Annotated in this window: 19 protein-coding genes and 1 tRNA gene; 2 read left to right on the top strand and 18 right to left on the bottom strand. The window is 63.8% G+C overall.

Annotated features, from left to right (window positions below; genetic code table 11):
* A complete protein-coding gene (locus tag ROZ00_07725) occupies positions 1-531 on the bottom strand; it encodes a peroxiredoxin (GenBank protein ID MDT3736096.1) in 531 nt (176 codons plus the stop codon).
* 56 nt (positions 532-587) lie between these two features.
* Between ROZ00_07725 and ROZ00_07730 the strand changes: the two genes are divergently transcribed.
* Positions 588-662: transfer RNA gene (locus ROZ00_07730), tRNA-Arg, on the top strand.
* A gap of 49 nt (positions 663-711) precedes the next feature.
* On the opposite strand, the gene ROZ00_07735 is transcribed toward ROZ00_07730, so the two are convergent.
* From ROZ00_07735 to ROZ00_07745, 3 genes are all read right to left on the bottom strand, one after another.
* Positions 712-1,380 carry a response regulator gene (locus ROZ00_07735; protein ID MDT3736097.1) on the bottom strand — a complete coding sequence of 223 codons (669 nt, stop codon included), beginning with the start codon at positions 1,378-1,380 and terminating at the stop codon, positions 712-714.
* Positions 1,377-2,576, bottom strand: a complete 1,200-nt coding sequence (locus tag ROZ00_07740; GenBank protein ID MDT3736098.1) for a GAF domain-containing protein — start codon at positions 2,574-2,576, stop codon at positions 1,377-1,379. Before ROZ00_07740 ends, ROZ00_07735 begins: the two co-directional genes overlap by 4 nt.
* A gap of 82 nt (positions 2,577-2,658) precedes the next feature.
* A complete protein-coding gene (locus ROZ00_07745) occupies positions 2,659-3,231 on the bottom strand; it encodes an NUDIX hydrolase (GenBank protein MDT3736099.1) in 573 nt (190 codons plus the stop codon).
* A gap of 90 nt (positions 3,232-3,321) precedes the next feature.
* Here ROZ00_07745 and ROZ00_07750 point away from each other — a divergent pair, with 90 nt between their 5' ends.
* The gene (locus ROZ00_07750; protein MDT3736100.1) at positions 3,322-3,777 is read left to right on the top strand and encodes a ligand-binding protein SH3; all 456 of its coding nucleotides are present in this window, start codon (positions 3,322-3,324) and stop codon (positions 3,775-3,777) included.
* A 43-nt stretch (positions 3,778-3,820) separates the two neighbouring features.
* On the opposite strand, the gene nuoN is transcribed toward ROZ00_07750, so the two are convergent.
* From nuoN to ROZ00_07820, 14 genes are read right to left on the bottom strand one after another with little or no spacing between them, the layout of a single operon-like run.
* Positions 3,821-5,299: an NADH-quinone oxidoreductase subunit NuoN gene (gene nuoN / locus ROZ00_07755; protein ID MDT3736101.1), complete on the bottom strand. Its 1,479-nt coding sequence runs from the start codon at positions 5,297-5,299 to the stop codon at positions 3,821-3,823.
* Positions 5,300-5,312: 13 nt separating this feature from the next.
* On the bottom strand, positions 5,313-6,794 hold the full coding sequence (locus ROZ00_07760; protein ID MDT3736102.1) for an NADH-quinone oxidoreductase subunit M: 1,482 nt from the start codon (positions 6,792-6,794) through the stop codon (positions 5,313-5,315).
* Between the two features lie 10 nt (positions 6,795-6,804).
* The gene (gene nuoL, locus ROZ00_07765; protein ID MDT3736103.1) at positions 6,805-8,871 is read right to left on the bottom strand and encodes an NADH-quinone oxidoreductase subunit L; all 2,067 of its coding nucleotides are present in this window, start codon (positions 8,869-8,871) and stop codon (positions 6,805-6,807) included.
* Between the two features lie 2 nt (positions 8,872-8,873).
* The gene (nuoK, locus tag ROZ00_07770; protein MDT3736104.1) at positions 8,874-9,179 is read right to left on the bottom strand and encodes an NADH-quinone oxidoreductase subunit NuoK; all 306 of its coding nucleotides are present in this window, start codon (positions 9,177-9,179) and stop codon (positions 8,874-8,876) included.
* 3 nt (positions 9,180-9,182) lie between these two features.
* Positions 9,183-9,785, bottom strand: coding sequence for an NADH-quinone oxidoreductase subunit J (locus tag ROZ00_07775; protein MDT3736105.1), 603 nt, complete (start codon positions 9,783-9,785; stop codon positions 9,183-9,185).
* Between the two features lie 5 nt (positions 9,786-9,790).
* Positions 9,791-10,276 (bottom strand): NADH-quinone oxidoreductase subunit NuoI, encoded by a 486-nt coding sequence (gene nuoI, locus ROZ00_07780; GenBank protein MDT3736106.1) that lies wholly within the window; start codon positions 10,274-10,276, stop codon positions 9,791-9,793.
* Between the two features lie 11 nt (positions 10,277-10,287).
* Positions 10,288-11,379 (bottom strand): NADH-quinone oxidoreductase subunit NuoH, encoded by a 1,092-nt coding sequence (gene nuoH, locus ROZ00_07785; protein ID MDT3736107.1) that lies wholly within the window; start codon positions 11,377-11,379, stop codon positions 10,288-10,290.
* A complete protein-coding gene (gene nuoG / locus ROZ00_07790; protein MDT3736108.1) occupies positions 11,379-13,706 on the bottom strand; it encodes an NADH-quinone oxidoreductase subunit NuoG in 2,328 nt (775 codons plus the stop codon). The genes nuoH and nuoG overlap by 1 nt, the downstream gene beginning before the upstream one ends.
* A 4-nt stretch (positions 13,707-13,710) precedes the next feature.
* A complete protein-coding gene (gene nuoF, locus ROZ00_07795; GenBank protein MDT3736109.1) occupies positions 13,711-15,024 on the bottom strand; it encodes an NADH-quinone oxidoreductase subunit NuoF in 1,314 nt (437 codons plus the stop codon).
* The gene (nuoE, locus tag ROZ00_07800; protein MDT3736110.1) at positions 15,024-15,497 is read right to left on the bottom strand and encodes an NADH-quinone oxidoreductase subunit NuoE; all 474 of its coding nucleotides are present in this window, start codon (positions 15,495-15,497) and stop codon (positions 15,024-15,026) included. Before nuoE ends, nuoF begins: the two co-directional genes overlap by 1 nt.
* Positions 15,498-15,510: 13 nt before the next feature.
* Entirely contained in the window at positions 15,511-16,764 is a 1,254-nt protein-coding gene (locus ROZ00_07805) for an NADH-quinone oxidoreductase subunit D (protein MDT3736111.1), read from the bottom strand.
* A complete protein-coding gene (locus ROZ00_07810; protein ID MDT3736112.1) occupies positions 16,757-17,362 on the bottom strand; it encodes an NADH-quinone oxidoreductase subunit C in 606 nt (201 codons plus the stop codon). Before ROZ00_07810 ends, ROZ00_07805 begins: the two co-directional genes overlap by 8 nt.
* Before the next feature lie 21 nt (positions 17,363-17,383).
* On the bottom strand, positions 17,384-17,860 hold the full coding sequence (locus ROZ00_07815; GenBank protein ID MDT3736113.1) for an NADH-quinone oxidoreductase subunit B family protein: 477 nt from the start codon (positions 17,858-17,860) through the stop codon (positions 17,384-17,386).
* 7 nt (positions 17,861-17,867) lie between these two features.
* Complete coding sequence (locus ROZ00_07820) at positions 17,868-18,242, bottom strand: NADH-quinone oxidoreductase subunit A (GenBank protein ID MDT3736114.1); 375 nt, start codon at positions 18,240-18,242, stop codon at positions 17,868-17,870.
* Positions 18,243-18,249 lie beyond the last annotated feature (7 nt).

The following is an 18,249-nucleotide window of genomic DNA, read 5'->3' on the forward strand; positions in this document are numbered from 1 at the left end:
TCAGCGGGAAGTCAGCCGCTTCAGATCGGCGATGATCTCGGCGGAATGGCGGGAGGTATCGACGTTGAGGTAGGCCTTGGCGATGCGGCCCTGCGGGTCGATGAGGAAGGTGTAGCGCTTGGCGAACTTCGCCACGACGAGGTTGGTCACCGCGCCGTAGCTCGCCGATACCCTGGCATCGGTGTCCGCCAGTAGCGGGAACGGCAGGCTGTACTTCTTCGCGAAGGCGGCGTGCGAGGCGGAATCGTCCAGGCTGACGCCGACCACCTGCGCGCCGAGCAGCGTCAGTGCCGCCTGGTCGTCGCGGAAGGTGCACGCCTCCTCGGTGCAGCCGGGCGTGTCGTCCTTGGGGTAGAAGTACAGCACCACCCACTTGCCGCGGAAATCCGCCAGCCGCACCGTGCGGCCGGCCTGGTCCGGCAGGGAAAACTCCGGCGCCGCCGAGCCGACGGCGGGCACCCCCGCCGCGACGGCGCAAGCCATCCAGAACGGGGCGAACAAGGCGACGAATGCTGCGAGAATGCGTTTCATGGGTCCCGGATTATAGCGGAGCGCTGCGCGGCAACCTGCTAGAATACGCGCCCGCGCTCCTCGTAGTTCAATGGATAGAACGGCCGCCTCCTAAGCGGCAAATACAGGTTCGATTCCTGTCGAGGGGACCAGGTTCCCCGTCCGAAAAAAGTCAGTCCCCGGAATACGGCGAGGCTGCGGCTATTTCTGCCGCGGCGCCATTTTCTGTTCGATGGCAAAGACCGCCGCCTCGACACGCGAGGTGAGGTTGAGCTTGGAAAGGATATGGCGAACGTGCAGCTTGACGGTGTCGTGCGAGATGTCCAGCGCGCGGGCGATGGCCTTGTTGGACTGGCCTTGTGCCAAGTGGTCGAGGATTTCCCGCTCGCGCGCGGTGAGTTGGGCAAGCAGGTTCTCGCGCGCGGCATTCTTGCTGCCGCCGCCTTGCAGGAGGTTCACCAGCTTCAGCGTCATGGCTGGCGCCACCACCGTCTCGCCACGCACGGCGCGCTGGATGGCGTCGACGACGTCGTCGGGTTCCATGTCCTTCAGCAGGTAGCCGCGGGCGCCGGCCCGCATGGCGTTGGCGAGGTCGTCCTCGGCGTCGCTGACGGTCAGGATCAGGGTCGGCCTGCTCCATCCCTTCGACTGAAGTTCGCGCAGCAGGGCAAGGCCGCCATGAGGCGGCATGTTGAGGTCGAGCACCAGCACGTCAGGTTGCGCTTCGTCGAGCAGGCCCGCCGCATCGGCCGGGACGCCGGTGGCGGCGGCAACGCGAATGTTGTCGCGGCCGTCGAGCAGCTCCGCCAGTCCCTTGCGGAACAGGGTGTGGTCGTCGACCAGCATGACCTTGATGATCTCTTCGCTCATTTGGCCTTTTCCGGGTGGATCGGCACGAGCAGGCGCAGGCGTGCACCTCCCTGCGGCCGGTTGGCGATCTCGATGTTGCCGCCGAGGCGCTGGGCACGCTCGCTCATGATGCTGATGCCGAAATGGTGGCGCAGGTCGGGCTGCGCCCCCATGACGAAGACGCCTCGGCCGTCGTCCTCGACGGTAAAGGCGTAATGGCCGTCGACGACTTCCAGCGTCAGCCACGCCTGCTTGGCGCCGGCATGGCGTGCGACGTTGGAGAGGGCCTCCTGCAAAATGTGGAAGACCTGTACCTCCTGGTCGACCGTGAAGTTGAGGTCGGGAATGCGGTTCTCGAATTCGAGCCTGACACCGGTGCGGTCGAAATAGCCGGCGACGAGTTCCTTGAGGGCATGCTCGAGGCCGAGAGGATCCATCCGATTGCGGAACTGCGTCAGCAACTCGCGCAGGCTGGCATAGGCTTCGTCGAGCGCCTGCTGGATGTCGGCGGAGTACTTGAGGGCCTTGCCGCTCTCATACTGCAACAGCGCCTCGCGCAACAGCTCGATGCGCATCTTCATGTAGGCCATGGTCTGTGCCAGCGAGTCGTGTACCTCGTTGGCCATCATCTGCCGCTCGCTCATCAGAGTCATGCGCAGGTTCTCGCGCATGAGACGGGTGTTCTCGAGCGCCATGGCGAGATGCTCGCTGATCGAGCGGAAAAGCAGCGACACCTCCTCGGGAATCGAGCGCTCCTCGGTCATGTAGAGGTTATAGACGCCGAGCAGCCGCCCGTTGTGCTCGAGCGGCACGACGACCATCGAGCGGCAACCGCCGAAGAAGGGCTGGCCGGTACGCGCAGCGCAGGGCTTGAGGTCGAATGTCTGCCTGATCTCGTCGTTGCGCAGGGCTGCGCCGCAGACGCCGCAGTCGATGTCGACCAGGCGTTCGTTCTCGACCAGTTCGGGGGGCAGGCCCTGCGAGGCGGCAAGCCTCAGGTGCTGACCGTCGCTGGTGAGCACGCGGACGACGCCGGCCGAGGCGCCGGAGAGCCGCACCATCATGCCGAGAAAGCGGTCGAGCAGCGCCTCGAGGTCGTATTCGGAGGCCAGCGTGGCAGTGACTTCGGAGAGGACGCGCAGGGCCTGAATGCGGTTGATCTCCTCCTTCTGCGATTCGACGTCAGCCTGTTGCAACATGGGGCTGCCTTGCTTCATGCCTCGTCTCCACCCGGTCTGCCTGCTTGGTGCAGGTCTGCTGCTTGATTTTACACGCCATAAGTATTCGCTGAAATACTAATTACTCGCTTGCCGTCGGCAGTGGCCAGCGACCGTCGAGCACGCGCTCGGCCCAGAGCAGGCCGGCGACGCTCTTGCCATCGGTCAGACGGCCGTCACGCACCGCTTCGATCGCCTCACCCAGGGCCAATTCGTGCACCTCAAGGAATTCGCCATCGTCGAGGGCATGTCCGACATGAGACAGCCCGCGCGCGAAGAATATCTCGATGCGTTCGTCGGAATAGCCGATGCAGGGATGAATCACGCCGAGATGGTGCCAGTGGTCTGCCACATAGCCGGTCTCCTCCTGCAGTTCGCGCTTGGCGGTGATCAGGGTGTCTTCGCCGGGATGGATCTTGCCGGCCGGAAGCTCCAGGAAGACACGGTCGAGCGGGTAGCGAAATTGGCGTTCGAAGAGCAGTTTGCCGTTAGGCAGTTCGGCGATCATCACCACCGCGCCGGGGTGGACGACGAATTCGCGACTGGCCTGCTTGCCGTCGGGAAGTCGAACAGTATCGCACCGGACATGGAGCAACTTGCCTGCAAAAACTTCTTCACTGGACACTTCCGACTCTCGCAAGTGACTGTCTTTCATTGATTTTTCGACTTCTCTGATGGAGGGAACTTATATCCGACTAATTTAGTCTATTATAAGCATTCCCTAATTAACACATTGGAGGCAAAAATGTCCGGTTTCATTCCTGGTTTCAACGATGAAGGCGTTGTGACGGTCAACCGCGTGCTGCTGAAGCCCGAGTATAGCGTCGACGACCTCGAGGAACGGGTCGCCCTGCTCTGCGAAAACGTGAAGACCTATCACTCTGATACCGGTTTCGTCGGCGGCTTCGTGGCCCTCAATTCGGGCATGATTTCCAACGAGGGAAGCACCGTCGGCCAGGCCGTGGAAAGCCCGCTCAAGGAGCGTGAGGCGCTGATCGTCACCTTCTGGCGCTCCTTCGCCGAGCACGAGGCCTCGCACCGCAGCGACACCTTTCAGCCGCTGTTCAGGCAGGTGCTTGAGCTGTGCGAAAACGGCAACGAGGAAATCGCCTACCGCATGCTGTGGTCGGGCAAGGCTTATTCAGAGGAAGAGGCAAAGGCCGCACGCATGGCCAAGGTCGAATACGCGAAGGTCGCCTGAAAACTAATCGGCCTATGACCGGGGCACCCTGCCCCGTTTCAACTCAATGCCCGGTGAGGAAGGCGTAGGTTGCGTAAAAGGAATACTTAAGCACGCCATCGGGCAGCAGACCAAGCAGCGCCACGGCCAGGCCATTGATGGAGAGCAGGATGCGCATGTCGCGCGGTGCCTCGATCGGCGCGTTGTCGGTCGGTGCGTCGAAATACATCACCTTCACCACGCGCAGGTAGTAGAAGGCGCCGACCAGCGAGAACAGCACGGCGAACACCGCCAGCCAGACCTGCTTGGCGGCGACCACCGCCTGAAGCACGGCGAACTTTGCGAAGAAGCCGACGAAGAACGGCACGCCTGCCATCGAGAACATGAGGATCATCATGATCGCGGCAAACCAAGGGCTGCGCTTGTTGAGACCCTTGAAGTCCTCGATGTTCTCGGCCTCGAAGCCGGCACGCGAGAGCAGCAGAATCATGCCGAAGGAGCCGAGGCTCATCAGCACGTAGGCAATGGCATAGAACATCGCAGAACTGTAGGCATTCGGCGTGAAGCTCGGATCGCCGCCGACGATGCCGGAGAGCAGGCCGAGCAGCATGAAGCCCATGTGGGAAATCGCCGAATAGGCCAGCATGCGCTTGAGGTTGGTCTGCGCGATCGCAGCCAGGTTGCCCAGGGCGATGGAAAGCGCGGCAAGGATCATCAGCATCACCTGCCAGTGCTCGGCCAGCTCGGCCAGGCCGGTGACCAGGATGCGCAGGGCGATGGCGAAGGCGGCCAGCTTCGGCGCCGAGCCGATGAACAGCGTCACTGCCGTCGGCGCGCCGTGATAGACATCCGGCACCCACATATGGAAGGGCACCACGCCCAGCTTGAAGGCGAGGCCGGCAACGACGAAGACCAGGCCGAACACCAGCACCGCCTTGTTGCCACCGCCCAGTGCGATGCGCTGGCCGATCTCGAAGAGCTCCAGGCTGCCGACTGCACCATAGACCATGGACATGCCATAGAGCAGCAGGCCTGAGGCCATGGCGCCGAGGACGAAGTATTTCATCGCCGCCTCGGTGGCTCGGGCGGAATCACGGTCGATCGCCACAAGGGCGTAGAGCGAGAGGGCCAGCATCTCCAGCCCCAGATAGATGGTGAGGAAGTGGCTGGCCGAGATCATCACCATCATGCCGAGGGTGGCGAACAGCACCAGCACGTAGAACTCGCCGCGATCGAGGTTGCGGGCTGCGAGATATCCACGGCTGTAGACCAGCATGACGGCGACTGCCGGATAGAGCGCCAGCTTGAGAAAGTCGGCAAGCAGGTCGTCGACGAACATATTGCTGAAGGTCGTCACACCCTGCCCGTCGAGGGTAAGCAAGGTAATGCCGAAGCAGCCGGCCAGGGTCAACTGGGCCAGCAGATAAACCAGCCAGCGGCGGCCTTTGCCGACGAAGAGATCGACCAGCAACAGCACGCAGGCCATCAGCAGGATGAAGATCTCCGCCGAGGCGGGGTAGAGATCGGGCATAACGAAGTTCATGTCTTGTCCGTCCTCAGAGTTTCGGCACGGCAACGTGCTTCAGCAGGTTGTCTACCGAAGCGTGCATCACTTCGGTGAACGGCAGCGGGTAGAGGCCCATGCCCAGCACGCACAGCGCCAGCAACGCCAGGATGGCGAACTCCCGCGCGTTGATGTCTGCGAGCTCGGCAACATGGTGGTTGGCCACCGCGCCGAACACCACACGCTTGACCATCCAAAGCGTGTAGGCGGCACCGAGGATCAGCGTGGTGGCGGCGGCGAAGCCGATCCAGAAGTTGTACTGCACTGCGCCAAGGATCACCATGAACTCGCCGACGAAACCGCTGGTAGCGGGGAGCCCGGAGTTGGCCATGGCGAACAGGACCATGAAGGCGGCAAATTTCGGCATGGTGTGGACCACGCCGCCGTAGTCGGCGATCTGGCGGCTGTGCACACGGTCGTAGAGCACGCCGACGCAGAGAAACATGGCGCCTGAGACAAAGCCGTGCGAGATCATCTGCACCAGGGCACCCTCAACGCCGAGCGAGTTGAAGATGAAGAAGCCGAGCGTGACGAAGCCCATGTGGGAAATCGACGAGTAGGCGATCAGCTTCTTCATGTCGGCCTGCACCAGGGCAACGAAGCCGATGTACACCACGGCCGTGAGCGACAGCACAATCATCAGCCAGGCCAGTTCGCGCGAGGCGTCGGGCGCGATCGGCAGCGAGAACCGCAGGAAGCCGTAGGCGCCCAGCTTCAGCATGATGGCGGCCAGCACCACCGAGCCGCCGGTCGGCGCCTCGACGTGGGCATCCGGCAGCCAGGTGTGTACCGGCCACATCGGCACCTTGACGGCGAAGGCGACCAGGAAGGCGAGGAACAGCAGGATCTGCGCCGCGAGCGGGATGCGCAGCGCGTGCCATTCGAGCAGGTTGAAGCTGTAGCCGGACTGGAAAAAGAGCCAGATCAGCGCGACCAGCATCAACAGCGAGCCGAGTAGCGTGTAGAGGAAGAACTTGAATGCGGCATAGACTCGGTTCGGCCCGCCCCAGACGCCGATGATGATGTACATCGGGATCAGCGAGGCCTCGAAGAAAACGTAGAACAGCACGGCGTCGAGCGCCGAGAAGATGCCGTTCATGAGGCCGGACATGATCAGGAAGGCGGCCATATACTGGGCCACCTTCTCCTCGATAACCTTCCAGCCGGCCAACACCACCAGCGGCGTGATGAAGCTGTTGAGCAGGATGAACAGCACCGAGATGCCGTCCACGCCGAGCTGGTAGTTGATGTTGAAGCGCTGGATCCATGGCCGCAGCTCTTCGAACTGCATCGCGCTGGTGCCGTTGTCAAAGCCGGTATAGAGCGGGATCGTGACGAGGAAGCCGGCCACGGCCACCACCAGGGCGAGCGGCCGCGCCAGTCCCGCGTTGCGGTCGGAACCGGTGGCGAGCACCAGCAGGCCGCCGACGATGGGCAGCCAGATCGCAAGACTCAATAAGGGTAGACCTGACATTCTTGTTTTCCTAGGCCCGGTTCATCCACAAAGTCAGCAGCACGAATACGCCGATGATCATGGAGAACGCATACTGGTAGATGTAGCCCGACTGGAACAGGCGGACGATCGAGGCGATCCAGCCGACCACCTTGGCCGAGCCGTTCACCGCCAGGCCGTCGATCAGCGCCTGGTCGCCGCCCTTCCACAGGCCGCGCCCGAGCAGGCGGGCGCCGCCTGCGAAGAACCAGTCGTTGAAGCGGTCGAAGCCGTATTTCTCCTCCAGGATACGGGCCAGCACGCCCGATTTCCCCTTGATCACGGCCGGCAGGTCTGGCCGCACGATGTAGAGGTACCAGGCCGTCGCCGCACCGGCCAGCGCCAGCCAGAACGGCGGCGTCATCAGGCCGTGCGTGATCATGCCGAAGGCGCCGTGGAAGCCGGCCTTCATGCTGGCGATGGCCGGATGCTCGGGGGCGATGAAGACCGCGCCGCCGAAATAGTTGCCGAACAGCGCCGGGCCGATCATCGTCCAGCCGGCGATGACGGAGGGGATCGCCAGCAGGACCAGCGGTACGGTCACCACCCACGGCGACTCCTTCGGCTCGACTGGGCCGTGATGGCCGTGATCATCATGGCCGTGCGAACCATGTACGGCATCGTGGGCATCGTGCCCGCCATGCGCGGAAGCTTCGCGGAAACGCTCCTTGCCGTGGAAGGCGAAGAACACCAGGCGGAAGGAATAGAAGCCGCCGACGAATACGCCGGCGAGGAGCAGCGCATAGGCGAAACCGGCGCCCGCCGTGGTCGACAGGTGTACCGCTTCGATGATCGAGTCCTTGGAGAAGAAGCCGGCGAAGGGCGGGAAGCCGGCGTTGGCCAGCGCGCCGATCAGCACCGTGACATACGTGATCGGCATGTACTTCCTCAGGCCGCCCATCCTGCGCATGTCCTGCTCGTGGTGCATGGCGATGATCACCGAGCCGGCGCCGAGGAACAGCACCGCCTTGAAGAAGGCGTGGGTGGCGAGGTGGAACATCGCCGCCGAGTAGGCCGAGGCGCCCAGGGCGGTGGTCATGTAGCCGAGTTGCGACAGCGTCGAGTAGGCGACGACGCGCTTGATGTCGGTCTGCACGATGGCGATCAGCGCCATGAAGAAGGCGGTGATGGCGCCGATGACGATGACGAAGGACAGCGCCGTGTCCGACAGCTCGAACAGCGGCGACATGCGCGAGACCATGAAGATGCCGGCCGTCACCATCGTGGCGGCATGGATCAGCGCGGAGATCGGCGTCGGGCCCTCCATCGAATCGGGCAGCCAGACGTGCAACGGGAACTGCGCCGACTTGCCCATGGCGCCGATGAACAGACAGATGCATACGACTGAGACCAGCACCCAGGGCGAGCCCGGGATCAGCTCGATCGTGGTGCCGGCCAGCTTCTGCGACAGGGCGAAGACGTCGCTGTAGTTGAGCGAGCCGCAGTAGGCAGCGATCAGGCCGATGCCGAGCAGGAAGCCGAAGTCGCCGACGCGGTTGACCAGGAAGGCCTTCAGGTTGGCGTAGATCGCGGTCGGCCGGTTGGACCAGAAGCCGATCAGCAGGTAGGAGACCAGGCCCACGGCTTCCCAGCCGAAAAACAGCTGGAGGAAGTTGTTGCTCATCACCAGCATCAGCATCGAGAAGGTGAACAGCGAAATGTAGGCGAAGAAGCGCTGGTAGCTGTTCTTGCCGGCCAGGCTGTCAGCCGGCCAGTTCTCCTCGTCGTGGGCCATGTAGCCGATGGTGTAGATGTGCACCATCAGGGAAACAAAGGTGACCACCAGCATCATGGTCACCGTCAGCTTGTCGATGAGGAAGCCGACCTGGAAGCTGATGCCGCCGCTGGTGGCCCAGGTATAGACCGCGGCGTTGTAGATCTTGCCGGCATCGACGTCCTGGAAGATAAGCCAGGACAGGATCAGCGAGACGGCCACGCCGAGGCTGGTGACCCAGTGGGAGCCTGCGCGGCCGATGGTCCTGCCGAACAGGCCGGCAACAAGGGCGCCGGCCAGCGGCGCCAGCGGCACGTACAAGGCAAGGGGATGCATTTCGCTCATGGTTATCCCTGCAGGCTATCGAGGTCGTCCACGTGGATCGTGCGCAGGTTGCGAAACAGCACGACCAGGATGGCAAGGCCGATGGCGGCTTCCGCCGCGGCGACCGTCAGGATGAAGAAGACGAAGACCTGCCCGCCCATGTCGCCGAGGAAATGCGAGAAGGCGACGAAGTTCATGTTGACGGCAAGCAGCATCAGTTCGATGGCCATCAGCAGCACGATGAGGTTCTTCCGGTTCAGGAAGACGCCGACCACGCCGATCGAAAAGAGGATGGCGCCGAGAATCAGGAAGTGGTTCAGGCCGGGCATGGCTTATTCCTTCTCCGCTGGCATGGACACGATGCGCACCCGGTCCTTGCGCTTGATGGCGATCTGATCGGCAGGATTCAGCTGTTTGTTGTCGCGGCGCTGGCGCAGGTTCAGCACGACGGCGGCGATCAGCGCCACCAGCAGGATCACCGAGGCCAGTTCGAATGGGTAGACATAGTCCGTATAGATGGCCATGCCCAGCGCCTTGGTGTTGGAGTAGCCGGCCGCCGGTGCCGCAGGCTCAGGCATGGCCTCCAGTCCGAAACTGCGGGCGGAGAGCACCGCCACCATCTCAATCACCATCAGCACGGCGATCGGGCCGCCAAGCCAGAGGTTGCTCCAGAAGCCCTGGCGCAGCCGCTCAAGGTTGATATCGAGCATCATGACGACGAACAGGAACAGCACCATGACCGCGCCGACATAAACGACGATCAGCGCGATGGCGAGGAATTCCGCCTGCAGCAGCAGCCAGAGGCCGCTTGCGTTGAAGAAGGCGAGTACCAGGAACAGCACGGCGTGCACCGGGTTGCGCGCGGTGACGACGCGCAGCGCCGCGATCACCAGGATCGCAGAGAGGATGTAGAAAAGCGCGGTCTTGAAGTCCATGGGCGTCACCGGAACCTGGCATCCTGCTCGCGGTCGGCGGCGATCTGGGCTTCATACTTGTCGCCCACCGCCAGCAGCATCTGCTTGGTGTAGTAGAGGTCGCCGCGCTTCTCGCCGTGGTACTCCAGCACGCGCGTCTCGACGATGGCATCGACCGGGCAGGCTTCCTCGCAGAAGCCGCAGAAGATGCACTTCGTCAGGTCGATGTCGTAGCGCGTGGTGCGGCGCGAGCCGTCCTCGCGCTCGGCCGATTCGATGGTGATGGCCATCGCCGGGCACACCGCCTCGCACAGCTTGCAGGCGATGCAGCGCTCTTCCCCGTTCGGGTAGCGGCGCAGGGCGTGCAAGCCGCGAAAGCGGTTGCTCTGCGGCGTCTTCTCCTCGGGGTACTGCACAGTGATCTTCGGCGCAAACAGATAGCGCCCGGTGACGGACAGGCCCTTGAAAAGCTCCTTGAGCAGCAGGCTGTTGAGGAAGTCCTTGGCACCCATTGTCTACTCCCTCACTTGAAGATGTTCCATGGCGACACCATCCAGGAGCCGATGACGACGATCCACACCAGGGTCAGCGGCACGAAAACCTTCCAGCCCAGGCGCATGATCTGGTCGTAGCGATAGCGCGGGAAGGTGGCGCGGAACCACAGGAACAGGAACAGGAACAACGAAATCTTCACCGCCAGCCAGTGGAAACCGTCGGGCAGGAAGCCGACCGGCGACAGCCAGCCGCCGAGGAACAGGATCGAGGTGAGGGTCGCCACCAGAATCATGTTGGCGTACTCGGCGAGGAAGAACATGGCGAAGGCCATGCCGGAGAACTCGACCATGTGGCCAGCGACGATTTCGGATTCGCCTTCGACGACGTCGAAGGGCGCGCGGTTGGTCTCGGCCACGCCGGAAATGAAATACACGACGAACATCGGTAGCAGCGGAATCCAGTTCCAGGACAGGAAGCCGGCTCCGTGCTCGGCGAACCAGCCGCGGCCCTGGGCACGGACGATGTCGGAGAGGTTGAGACTGTTGGAAATCATCAGCACCGTCACCAAGGCCATGCCCATGGCGATCTCGTAGGACACCATTTGTGCCGAGGCGCGCATGGCGCCGAGGAAGGGATACTTGGAGTTGGAAGCCCAGCCGGCGATGATCACGCCGTAAATGCCCATCGAGGTCATGGCCAGGATGTAGAACAGCCCGGCGTCGATATTGGCCAGCGCGCCGCCGTCGAAAAATGGCACCACCGCCCAGGCGGCCAGGGCTGGGGCGATGGCCATCACCGGTCCGACGAAGAACAGCGCCTTGTTGGCGCCGGTCGGCACCAGCACTTCCTTGAAGAACAGCTTCATGCCGTCGGCGATCGGCTGCAACAACCCCCACGGACCGACGCGGTTGGGGCCGATGCGCACCTGCATGTAGCCGATGACCTTGCGCTCGGCCAGCGTCAGGTAGGCCACCGACAGCATCAGCGGCACCAGGATGGCGACGATCTTCATCAGCACCCAAACCAGCGGCCAGACCGGCTGGACGGCGGACCACAGCGGGTCCCACACGCCGAACAGGTTCCAGAACCACTGGAAGAATTGCAGGACCAGGGCTTCCATCAGGCGCGCTCCACTTTGATCTCGCCCTGCATCGGGCCGAGGCCGGAAGTCAGTTCGTGGCCGGCGGCGACACGCACGCAGCCGTCGGGCAATCCGGTATCCAGCTGCACGAGGAGTGTCGCCGTGCCGCCGAGACTGACTTTCACCTGCACGCCGGCGGAAAGTCCGAGCTTCGCCAGCGTGGCGGCGTTCATGCGCGCGGCAGGCGGCGCCGCGTCGCGTGTCTTCTGCAGCGAGGGCGCGCGGCGCGCCAGCGGATCGGCGAAATGGATCGGCACGTCGGCCACGCGTTGCAACGCAGGCGCAGTCGCGGCCAGATCGAGAGCGATGCCGTCGGCCCGGTTGCTCAGGCGCTCGGCCACCGAGGCCGGCTTGCCGCCCAGGATTTCGGCACGCACGGCTTCCGAACTCTCCTGCTCGAACCCGGGTAGTCCGAGCAGGTTACCCAGCACGCGCAGCACCTTCCAGGCGGGGCGCGTATCTCCCAGCGGCTTGACCACGGCATTGAAACTCTGCACGCGGCCCTCGGTGCTGATGAAGGTGCCGGAGGTTTCCGTGAATGGCGCGATCGGCAGGATCACATGGGCGTAGTCGACGGCTCGGGTCTTAAACGGCGTCAGCGCTACGACGAGGTCGGCGCCCTTCAGCGCGGCCAGCGCCTGCTGCGGATTGACACAGTCGAGCTCGGGCTCGGCGTGCAGGACGAAATACGCCTTGCGCGGCTCGGCCAGCATGCGCGCGGCGTTGAGGCCCGAGGCGCCCGGCACGGCGTTGGCGATGTAGCCGCCGACCGAGTTGGCCGCCTCGCCGAGATAGCCGAAGCGCGCGCCGGTCAGTTCGGCCAGTTTCTGCGCCAGGCCATGCAGCGTTGCGGACTGTGCATGCTGCTGGGCGAAGTTGCCGAGGAAGATGGCGGTCTTCTCGCCGGATAGCAAGCTCTCGGCGATGGCCTTCGCCGCGGCCGTCGGCTGCACACCGGCCAGCGCGGCATCGACCGCCGCACCCTTCGCCTCGGCGGCCGCCTTGACAATGCCGGCCAGTTCCGTCGCCAGCGCCGACGGTGCGACGATCGACTTCGTGTGCAGATTGATCAGCTGGTCGTCGTCGGCGACATGCAGCAGGCAGACGCTGGTGTACTTCTTCGCCGCCTGGCGCAGGCGCTGGGCGAGCAGCGGATGGTCCTTGCGCAGGAAGCTGCCGACGACCAGCACGCGGTCGAGCGACGGAATGTCGGCGACGGGCAGGCCCAGCCAGGGCGTCGCGCCCTTGCCGTCAAGGGAAAAGTCAGTCTGGCGGAGACGGCAGTCGACGTTCTCGCTGCCGGCGCCACGGATGAACTTCTGCAGCAGGTGGAGTTCTTCCAGCGTGGCGTGCGGCGAGGCCAGCGCGCCGATTGCGGCGGCACCGTGCTCGCGCACCACGCGCTTGAGGTCGGTGCCGATGAATTCCAGCGCCGTCTGCCAATCGACCTCCCGCCATTCGCCGCACTGCTTCAACATCGGCTTCGTCAGGCGCGCTTCCGAATTCAGCGCCTCGTAGGAGAAGCGGTCCTTGTCCGACAGCCAGCACTCGTTGACGTCCTCGTTCTCCAGCGGCAGGACGCGCAGCACCTTGTCGTGCTTGACCTGGACGATCAGGTTGGCGCCGAGACCGTCGTGCGGGCTGACCGACTTGCGGCGCGACAACTCCCAGGTGCGGGCGGCAAAGCGGAAGGGCTTCGAGGTCAATGCGCCGACCGGGCAGAGGTCGATGACGTTGCCGGACAGTTCCGAATCCACCGTCTTCTCGATGAAGGGCATGATCTCGGCGTGCTCGCCGCGGAAGGCCTGGCCGAGCTCCATCCAGCCGGCAATCTCCTGCGTGAAGCGCACGCAGCGCGTGCAGTGGATGCAGCGCGTCATGTCGGTCGAGATGAGCGGGCCGAGATTCTTGTTCACCACCACGCGCTTCTCTTCCTGGTAGCGCGAGGCGCTCTGGCCATAGCCGACGGAGAGATCCTGCAGCTGGCACTCGCCGCCCTGGTCGCAGATCGGGCAGTCGAGCGGGTGGTTGATGAGGAGGAACTCCATCACGCCCTTCTGCGCCTTGACGGCGGCTTCCGAGTGCGTGAACACCTTCATGCCGTTGGTCACCGGCGTGGCGCAGGCCGGCAGGGGCTTCGGCGCCTTCTCCACCTGCACCAGGCACATGCGGCAGTTGGCGGCGATGGACAGCTTCTTGTGGTAGCAGAAGTGCGGAATGAAGATGCCGAGCTGGTGGGCGGCATCCATCACGGTGCTGCCGTCGGTCACCTCGGTTTTCCTGCCGTCGATCTCGATTTCCAGCATTTCGCTACGCCGCCTTGAAGAAGCCGCTGCCCGCGCGCTGCACGTCCTCGGGCACCAGGCATTTCTTGTTCTGGATGTGGTATTCGAATTCCGCGCCGAAGTGCTTGATGAAGCTCTTCACCGGCATGGAGGCCGCGTCGCCGAGGGCGCAGATGGTGCGGCCCATGATGTTGTCGGTGACGCTGTTGAGGAGGTCGAGGTCCTCGGGGCGCCCCTCGCCGTGCTCGATGCGGTGCACGACGCGGTAGAGCCAGCCGGTGCCCTCGCGGCATGGCGTGCACTGGCCGCAGGATTCCTCGAAGTAGAAGTAGGACAGGCGCTCGAGCGCCTTCACCATGCAGGTGGTCTCGTCCATGACGATGACGGCGCCGGAGCCGAGCATCGAGCCGGCTTTGGCGATCGAGTCGTAGTCGAGCGTGCACTCCATGATGACCTCGGCCGGAAGCACCGGCGCGGAGGAGCCGCCGGGGATCACCGCCTTCAGCTTGCGGCCGCCTCGCATGCCGCCCGCCAACGCGAGCAGGTCCTTGAACGGCGTGCCCATCGGCACCTCGAAATTGCCGGGCCGGTTGACGTGGCCGGAAACGGAGAACAGCTTGGTGCCGCCGTTGTTCGGCTTGCCCAGCTCGAGGAACTTGTCGCCGCCCTCGTTGATGATGTACGGCACCGAGGCGAAGGTCTCGGTGTTGTTGATGGTGGTCGGCTTGCCGTAGAGGCCGAAGCTGGCCGGAAACGGCGGCTTGAAGCGCGGCTGGCCCTTCTTGCCCTCGATGGACTCGAGCAGCGCGGTTTCCTCGCCGCAGATGTAGGCGCCGTAGCCGTGGTGCGCCTGCAGCTCGAAGCTGAAATCGGAGCCGAGGATGTTATCCCCAAGCAGCTTCGCGGCGCGCGCCTCATCGAGGGCCTCCTCGAAGCGCTTGTAGATCTCCCAGATCTCGCCGTGTATGTAGTTGTAGCCGCGTGCGCAGCCCATGGCGTAGCCGGCGATGATCATGCCCTCGATCACCATGTGCGGGTTCCAGCGCAGGATGTCGCGATCCTTGAAGGTGCCCGGCTCGCCCTCGTCGGAGTTGCAGACGACGTACTTGGCGCCGGGGAACTGGCGCGGCATGAAGCTCCACTTCAGGCCGGTCGGAAAGCCGGCGCCGCCGCGGCCGCGCAGCGAGGACTTCTTCAACTCGCCGACGATCTGGTCGGCGGGAATCTTCTCGTTGATGATCTTCTTCAATGCCGCGTAGCCGCCGCGCTTGACGTACTCGGCGAGTCGCCAGCTGCGCTCGCCCTCTTCCGCATTCAGGATGAAGCCGAGGGCGCCCATCACTTGCACTCCCCGAGCAGCGCGTCGATCTGCTCCGGCTGCATGAAGCTGCACATGCGCACGTTGTTCACCAGCATCACCGGCGCGTCGCCGCAGGCGCCCATGCACTCGCCCTCCTTCAGGGTGAACCTGCCGTCGGCGGTGGTCTCGTTGAAGCCGATGCCGAGCTTCTGCTTGAGATAGTCGGCGGCATGCACGCCGCCTGACAGCGCGCAAGGCAGGTTGGTGCACACGGTGATCTTGTACTTTCCGACCGGGGCGAGGTCGTACATGTTGTAGAAGCTCGCCACCTCGTAGACCGCCACCGGCGCCATGCCGAGGTATCGCGCCACCTCCTCCATGGTCTCGGTGGACAGCCAGCCCAGCTCCATCTGGGCGATGGCCAGCGCGCCCATCACGGCAGACTGTTTCTGGTCCGCCGGGTACTTGGCGATCTCGCGGTCGATTTTCTGCAGTGCGTCCTGGCTCAGCATGGTCTTCTCAAGGCTATCGGTCCGTGTCGCCCAGCACCAGGTCGATGGTGCCGATGATGGCCGTCGCATCGGCGATCATGTGTCCCTTCGCCATCTCGTCGGTGGCGGCGAGGTGCGGGAAACCGGGCGAGCGCAGCTTGATGCGGTAGGGCTTGTTGCCACCGTCGGAGATGGCGTACACGCCGAACTCGCCCTTCGGGTGCTCGATCGCGGCATAGGCCTCGCCGGGCGGCACGTGCATACCTTCGGTGAACAGCTTGAAGTGATGGATCAGCTCTTCCATGCTGGCCTTCATCTTCTCGCGCGGGGGGGGCGCCACCTTGTGGTTGTCGGTGATCACCGGACCGGGGTTCTGGCGCAGCCAGTCAATGCACTGCCTGACGATGCGGTTGGCCTGGCGCATCTCTTCGATGCGCACGAGATAACGGTCGTAGCAGTCGCCGTTCACGCCGACCGGCACGTCGAACTCCATGCGGTCATAGACCTCGTAGGGCTGCTTCTTGCGGAGGTCCCACTCGACGCCGGAGCCGCGCAGCATGGGCCCGGAGAAGCCGAGCGCCAGCGCACGCTCGGGCGAAACCACGCCGATGCCGACGGTGCGCTGCTTCCAGATGCGGTTGTCGGTAAGCAGCGTCTCGTATTCGTCGACGTAGGCCGGGAACCGGTTGGTGAAGTCCTCGAGGAAGTCGAGCAGCGAGCCCTGGCGCGCCTCGTTCAGACGCTTCACGGTCTCTGCGTTCTTGAACTTGTTCTCTTCGTACTGCGGCATGCGGTCGGGCAGGTCGCGATAGACGCCGCCCGGCCGGTAGTAGGCGGCGTGCAGCCGGGCGCCGGAGACGGCCTCGTACACATCCATCAGGTCCTCCCGCTCGCGGAAGGTGTACAACACCATGGTCATGGCGCCGATGTCGAGGGCGTGGGTGCCGATGTTCAGCAGGTGGTTCAGGATGCGCGTCACCTCGTCCATCATGACGCGGATGTACTGGGCGCGGATCGGCACCTCGATGCCGAGCAGCTTCTCCACCGCCATCACGTAAGCGTGCTCGTTGCACATCATCGAGACGTAGTCGAGGCGGTCCAGGTAAGGCACTGTCTGCAGCCAGGTCTTGGTCTCGGCAAGCTTCTCGGTGGCGCGGTGCAGTAGGCCGATGTGCGGGTCGGCGCGGACGATCACTTCGCCGTCGAGTTCGAGCACCAGTCGCAGCACACCGTGCGCCGCCGGATGCTGGGGCCCGAAGTTGATGGTGTAGTTTCTGATTTCAGCCATGGCCGACATCCCCATAGCTGTCCTCGCGGATGATTCGCGGCGTGTTCTCGCGCGGCTCGATGGTCACCGGCTGGTAGACGACGCGGCGCTGGTCGGGGTCGTAGCGCATCTCGACGTAGCCGGAAATCGGGAAGTCCTTGCGGAAGGGGTGGCCGACGAAGCCGTAGTCGGAAAGAATGCGGCGCAGGTCGGGGTGGCCCTCGAAGAGGATGCCATAGAGGTCGAAGGCCTCGCGCTCGTACCAGTTGGCACTGTTCCACAGGCCGACCACCGAGGGCAGCACCGGGAAGCCGTCGTCCGGTGCGAAGACGCGCAGCCGCAGGCGCCAGTTCTTCGACACCGAAGTCAGGTGGCATACCGCGGCGAAGCGCGGGCCGCTCCAGGCGCCTTCGCCCCAGGTCGAGTAGTCGACGCCGGTGAGGTCCATCAGCTGCTCGAAACGAAGATCGGGGTGGTCGCGCAGGATGCGCGCGGTCTCGAGGTAATGCCCTGCAGCCACTTCGAGGGTGACTTCGCCGAGGGCTGTCCTGAGGCTGGCGATACGGTCGCCAAGCACGTTATGCAGGTTCTGGCAAAGGGCTTCCAGCTTGGCGCTCATGTTATTCGGCGTCGATTGTTTTCAGCGGGCTATGGTGGAAGTGCGCTTGATCTTGTTCTGCAACTGAATAAGACCGTAGAGCAGCGCTTCCGCCGTCGGCGGACAGCCCGGCACGTACACGTCTACCGGCACGATGCGGTCGCAGCCGCGCACGACGGAGTAGGAATAGTGGTAATAGCCGCCGCCGTTGGCGCAGGAACCCATCGACAACACCCAGCGCGGCTCGGCCATCTGGTCGTACACCTTGCGCAGGGCCGGCGCCATCTTGTTGGTCAGGGTGCCGGCAACGATCATCACGTCGGACTGGCGCGGGCTGGGGCGGAAGACGATGCCGAAGCGGTCGAGGTCGTAGCGCGAGCAACCGGCGTGGATCATCTCGACGGCGCAACAGGCGAGGCCGAAGGTCATCGGCCACATCGAGCCGGTGCGCGTCCAGTTGATGACAGTATCGAGGGTGGTGGTGACGAAGCCCTTTTCCAGTACGCCTTCGATACTCATGGCCTGCTCACTCCCAGTCCAGTGCGCCCTTGGCCCAGGCGTAGACGTAGCCGATGGCCAGGATGCCGACGAAAATCATCATCTCGAAGAAACCGAACATCCGCATCGTGTCCGAGGCAACGATATCCTTGAAGATTACCGCCCAGGGAAAGAGGAAGGCGATTTCCAGGTCGAACAGAATAAATATGATGGCGATCAGGTAGAAGCGCACGTCGAACTTCATGCGCGCGTCTTCGAAGGCCTCGAAACCGCATTCGAAAGGGGAGAGTTTCTCGCTGTCGGGACGATTCGGGGCAACGAGCCAGCCGAGGAGGATGGGGGCACACCCGAAGGCCAGGCCGACGAGTATGAAAACGAGGACAGGAAAGTAGTTTTCCAACATAATCTGC

This window comes from Denitratisoma sp. (assembly GCA_032027165.1).
GTDB lineage: Bacteria > Pseudomonadota > Gammaproteobacteria > Burkholderiales > Rhodocyclaceae > Desulfobacillus.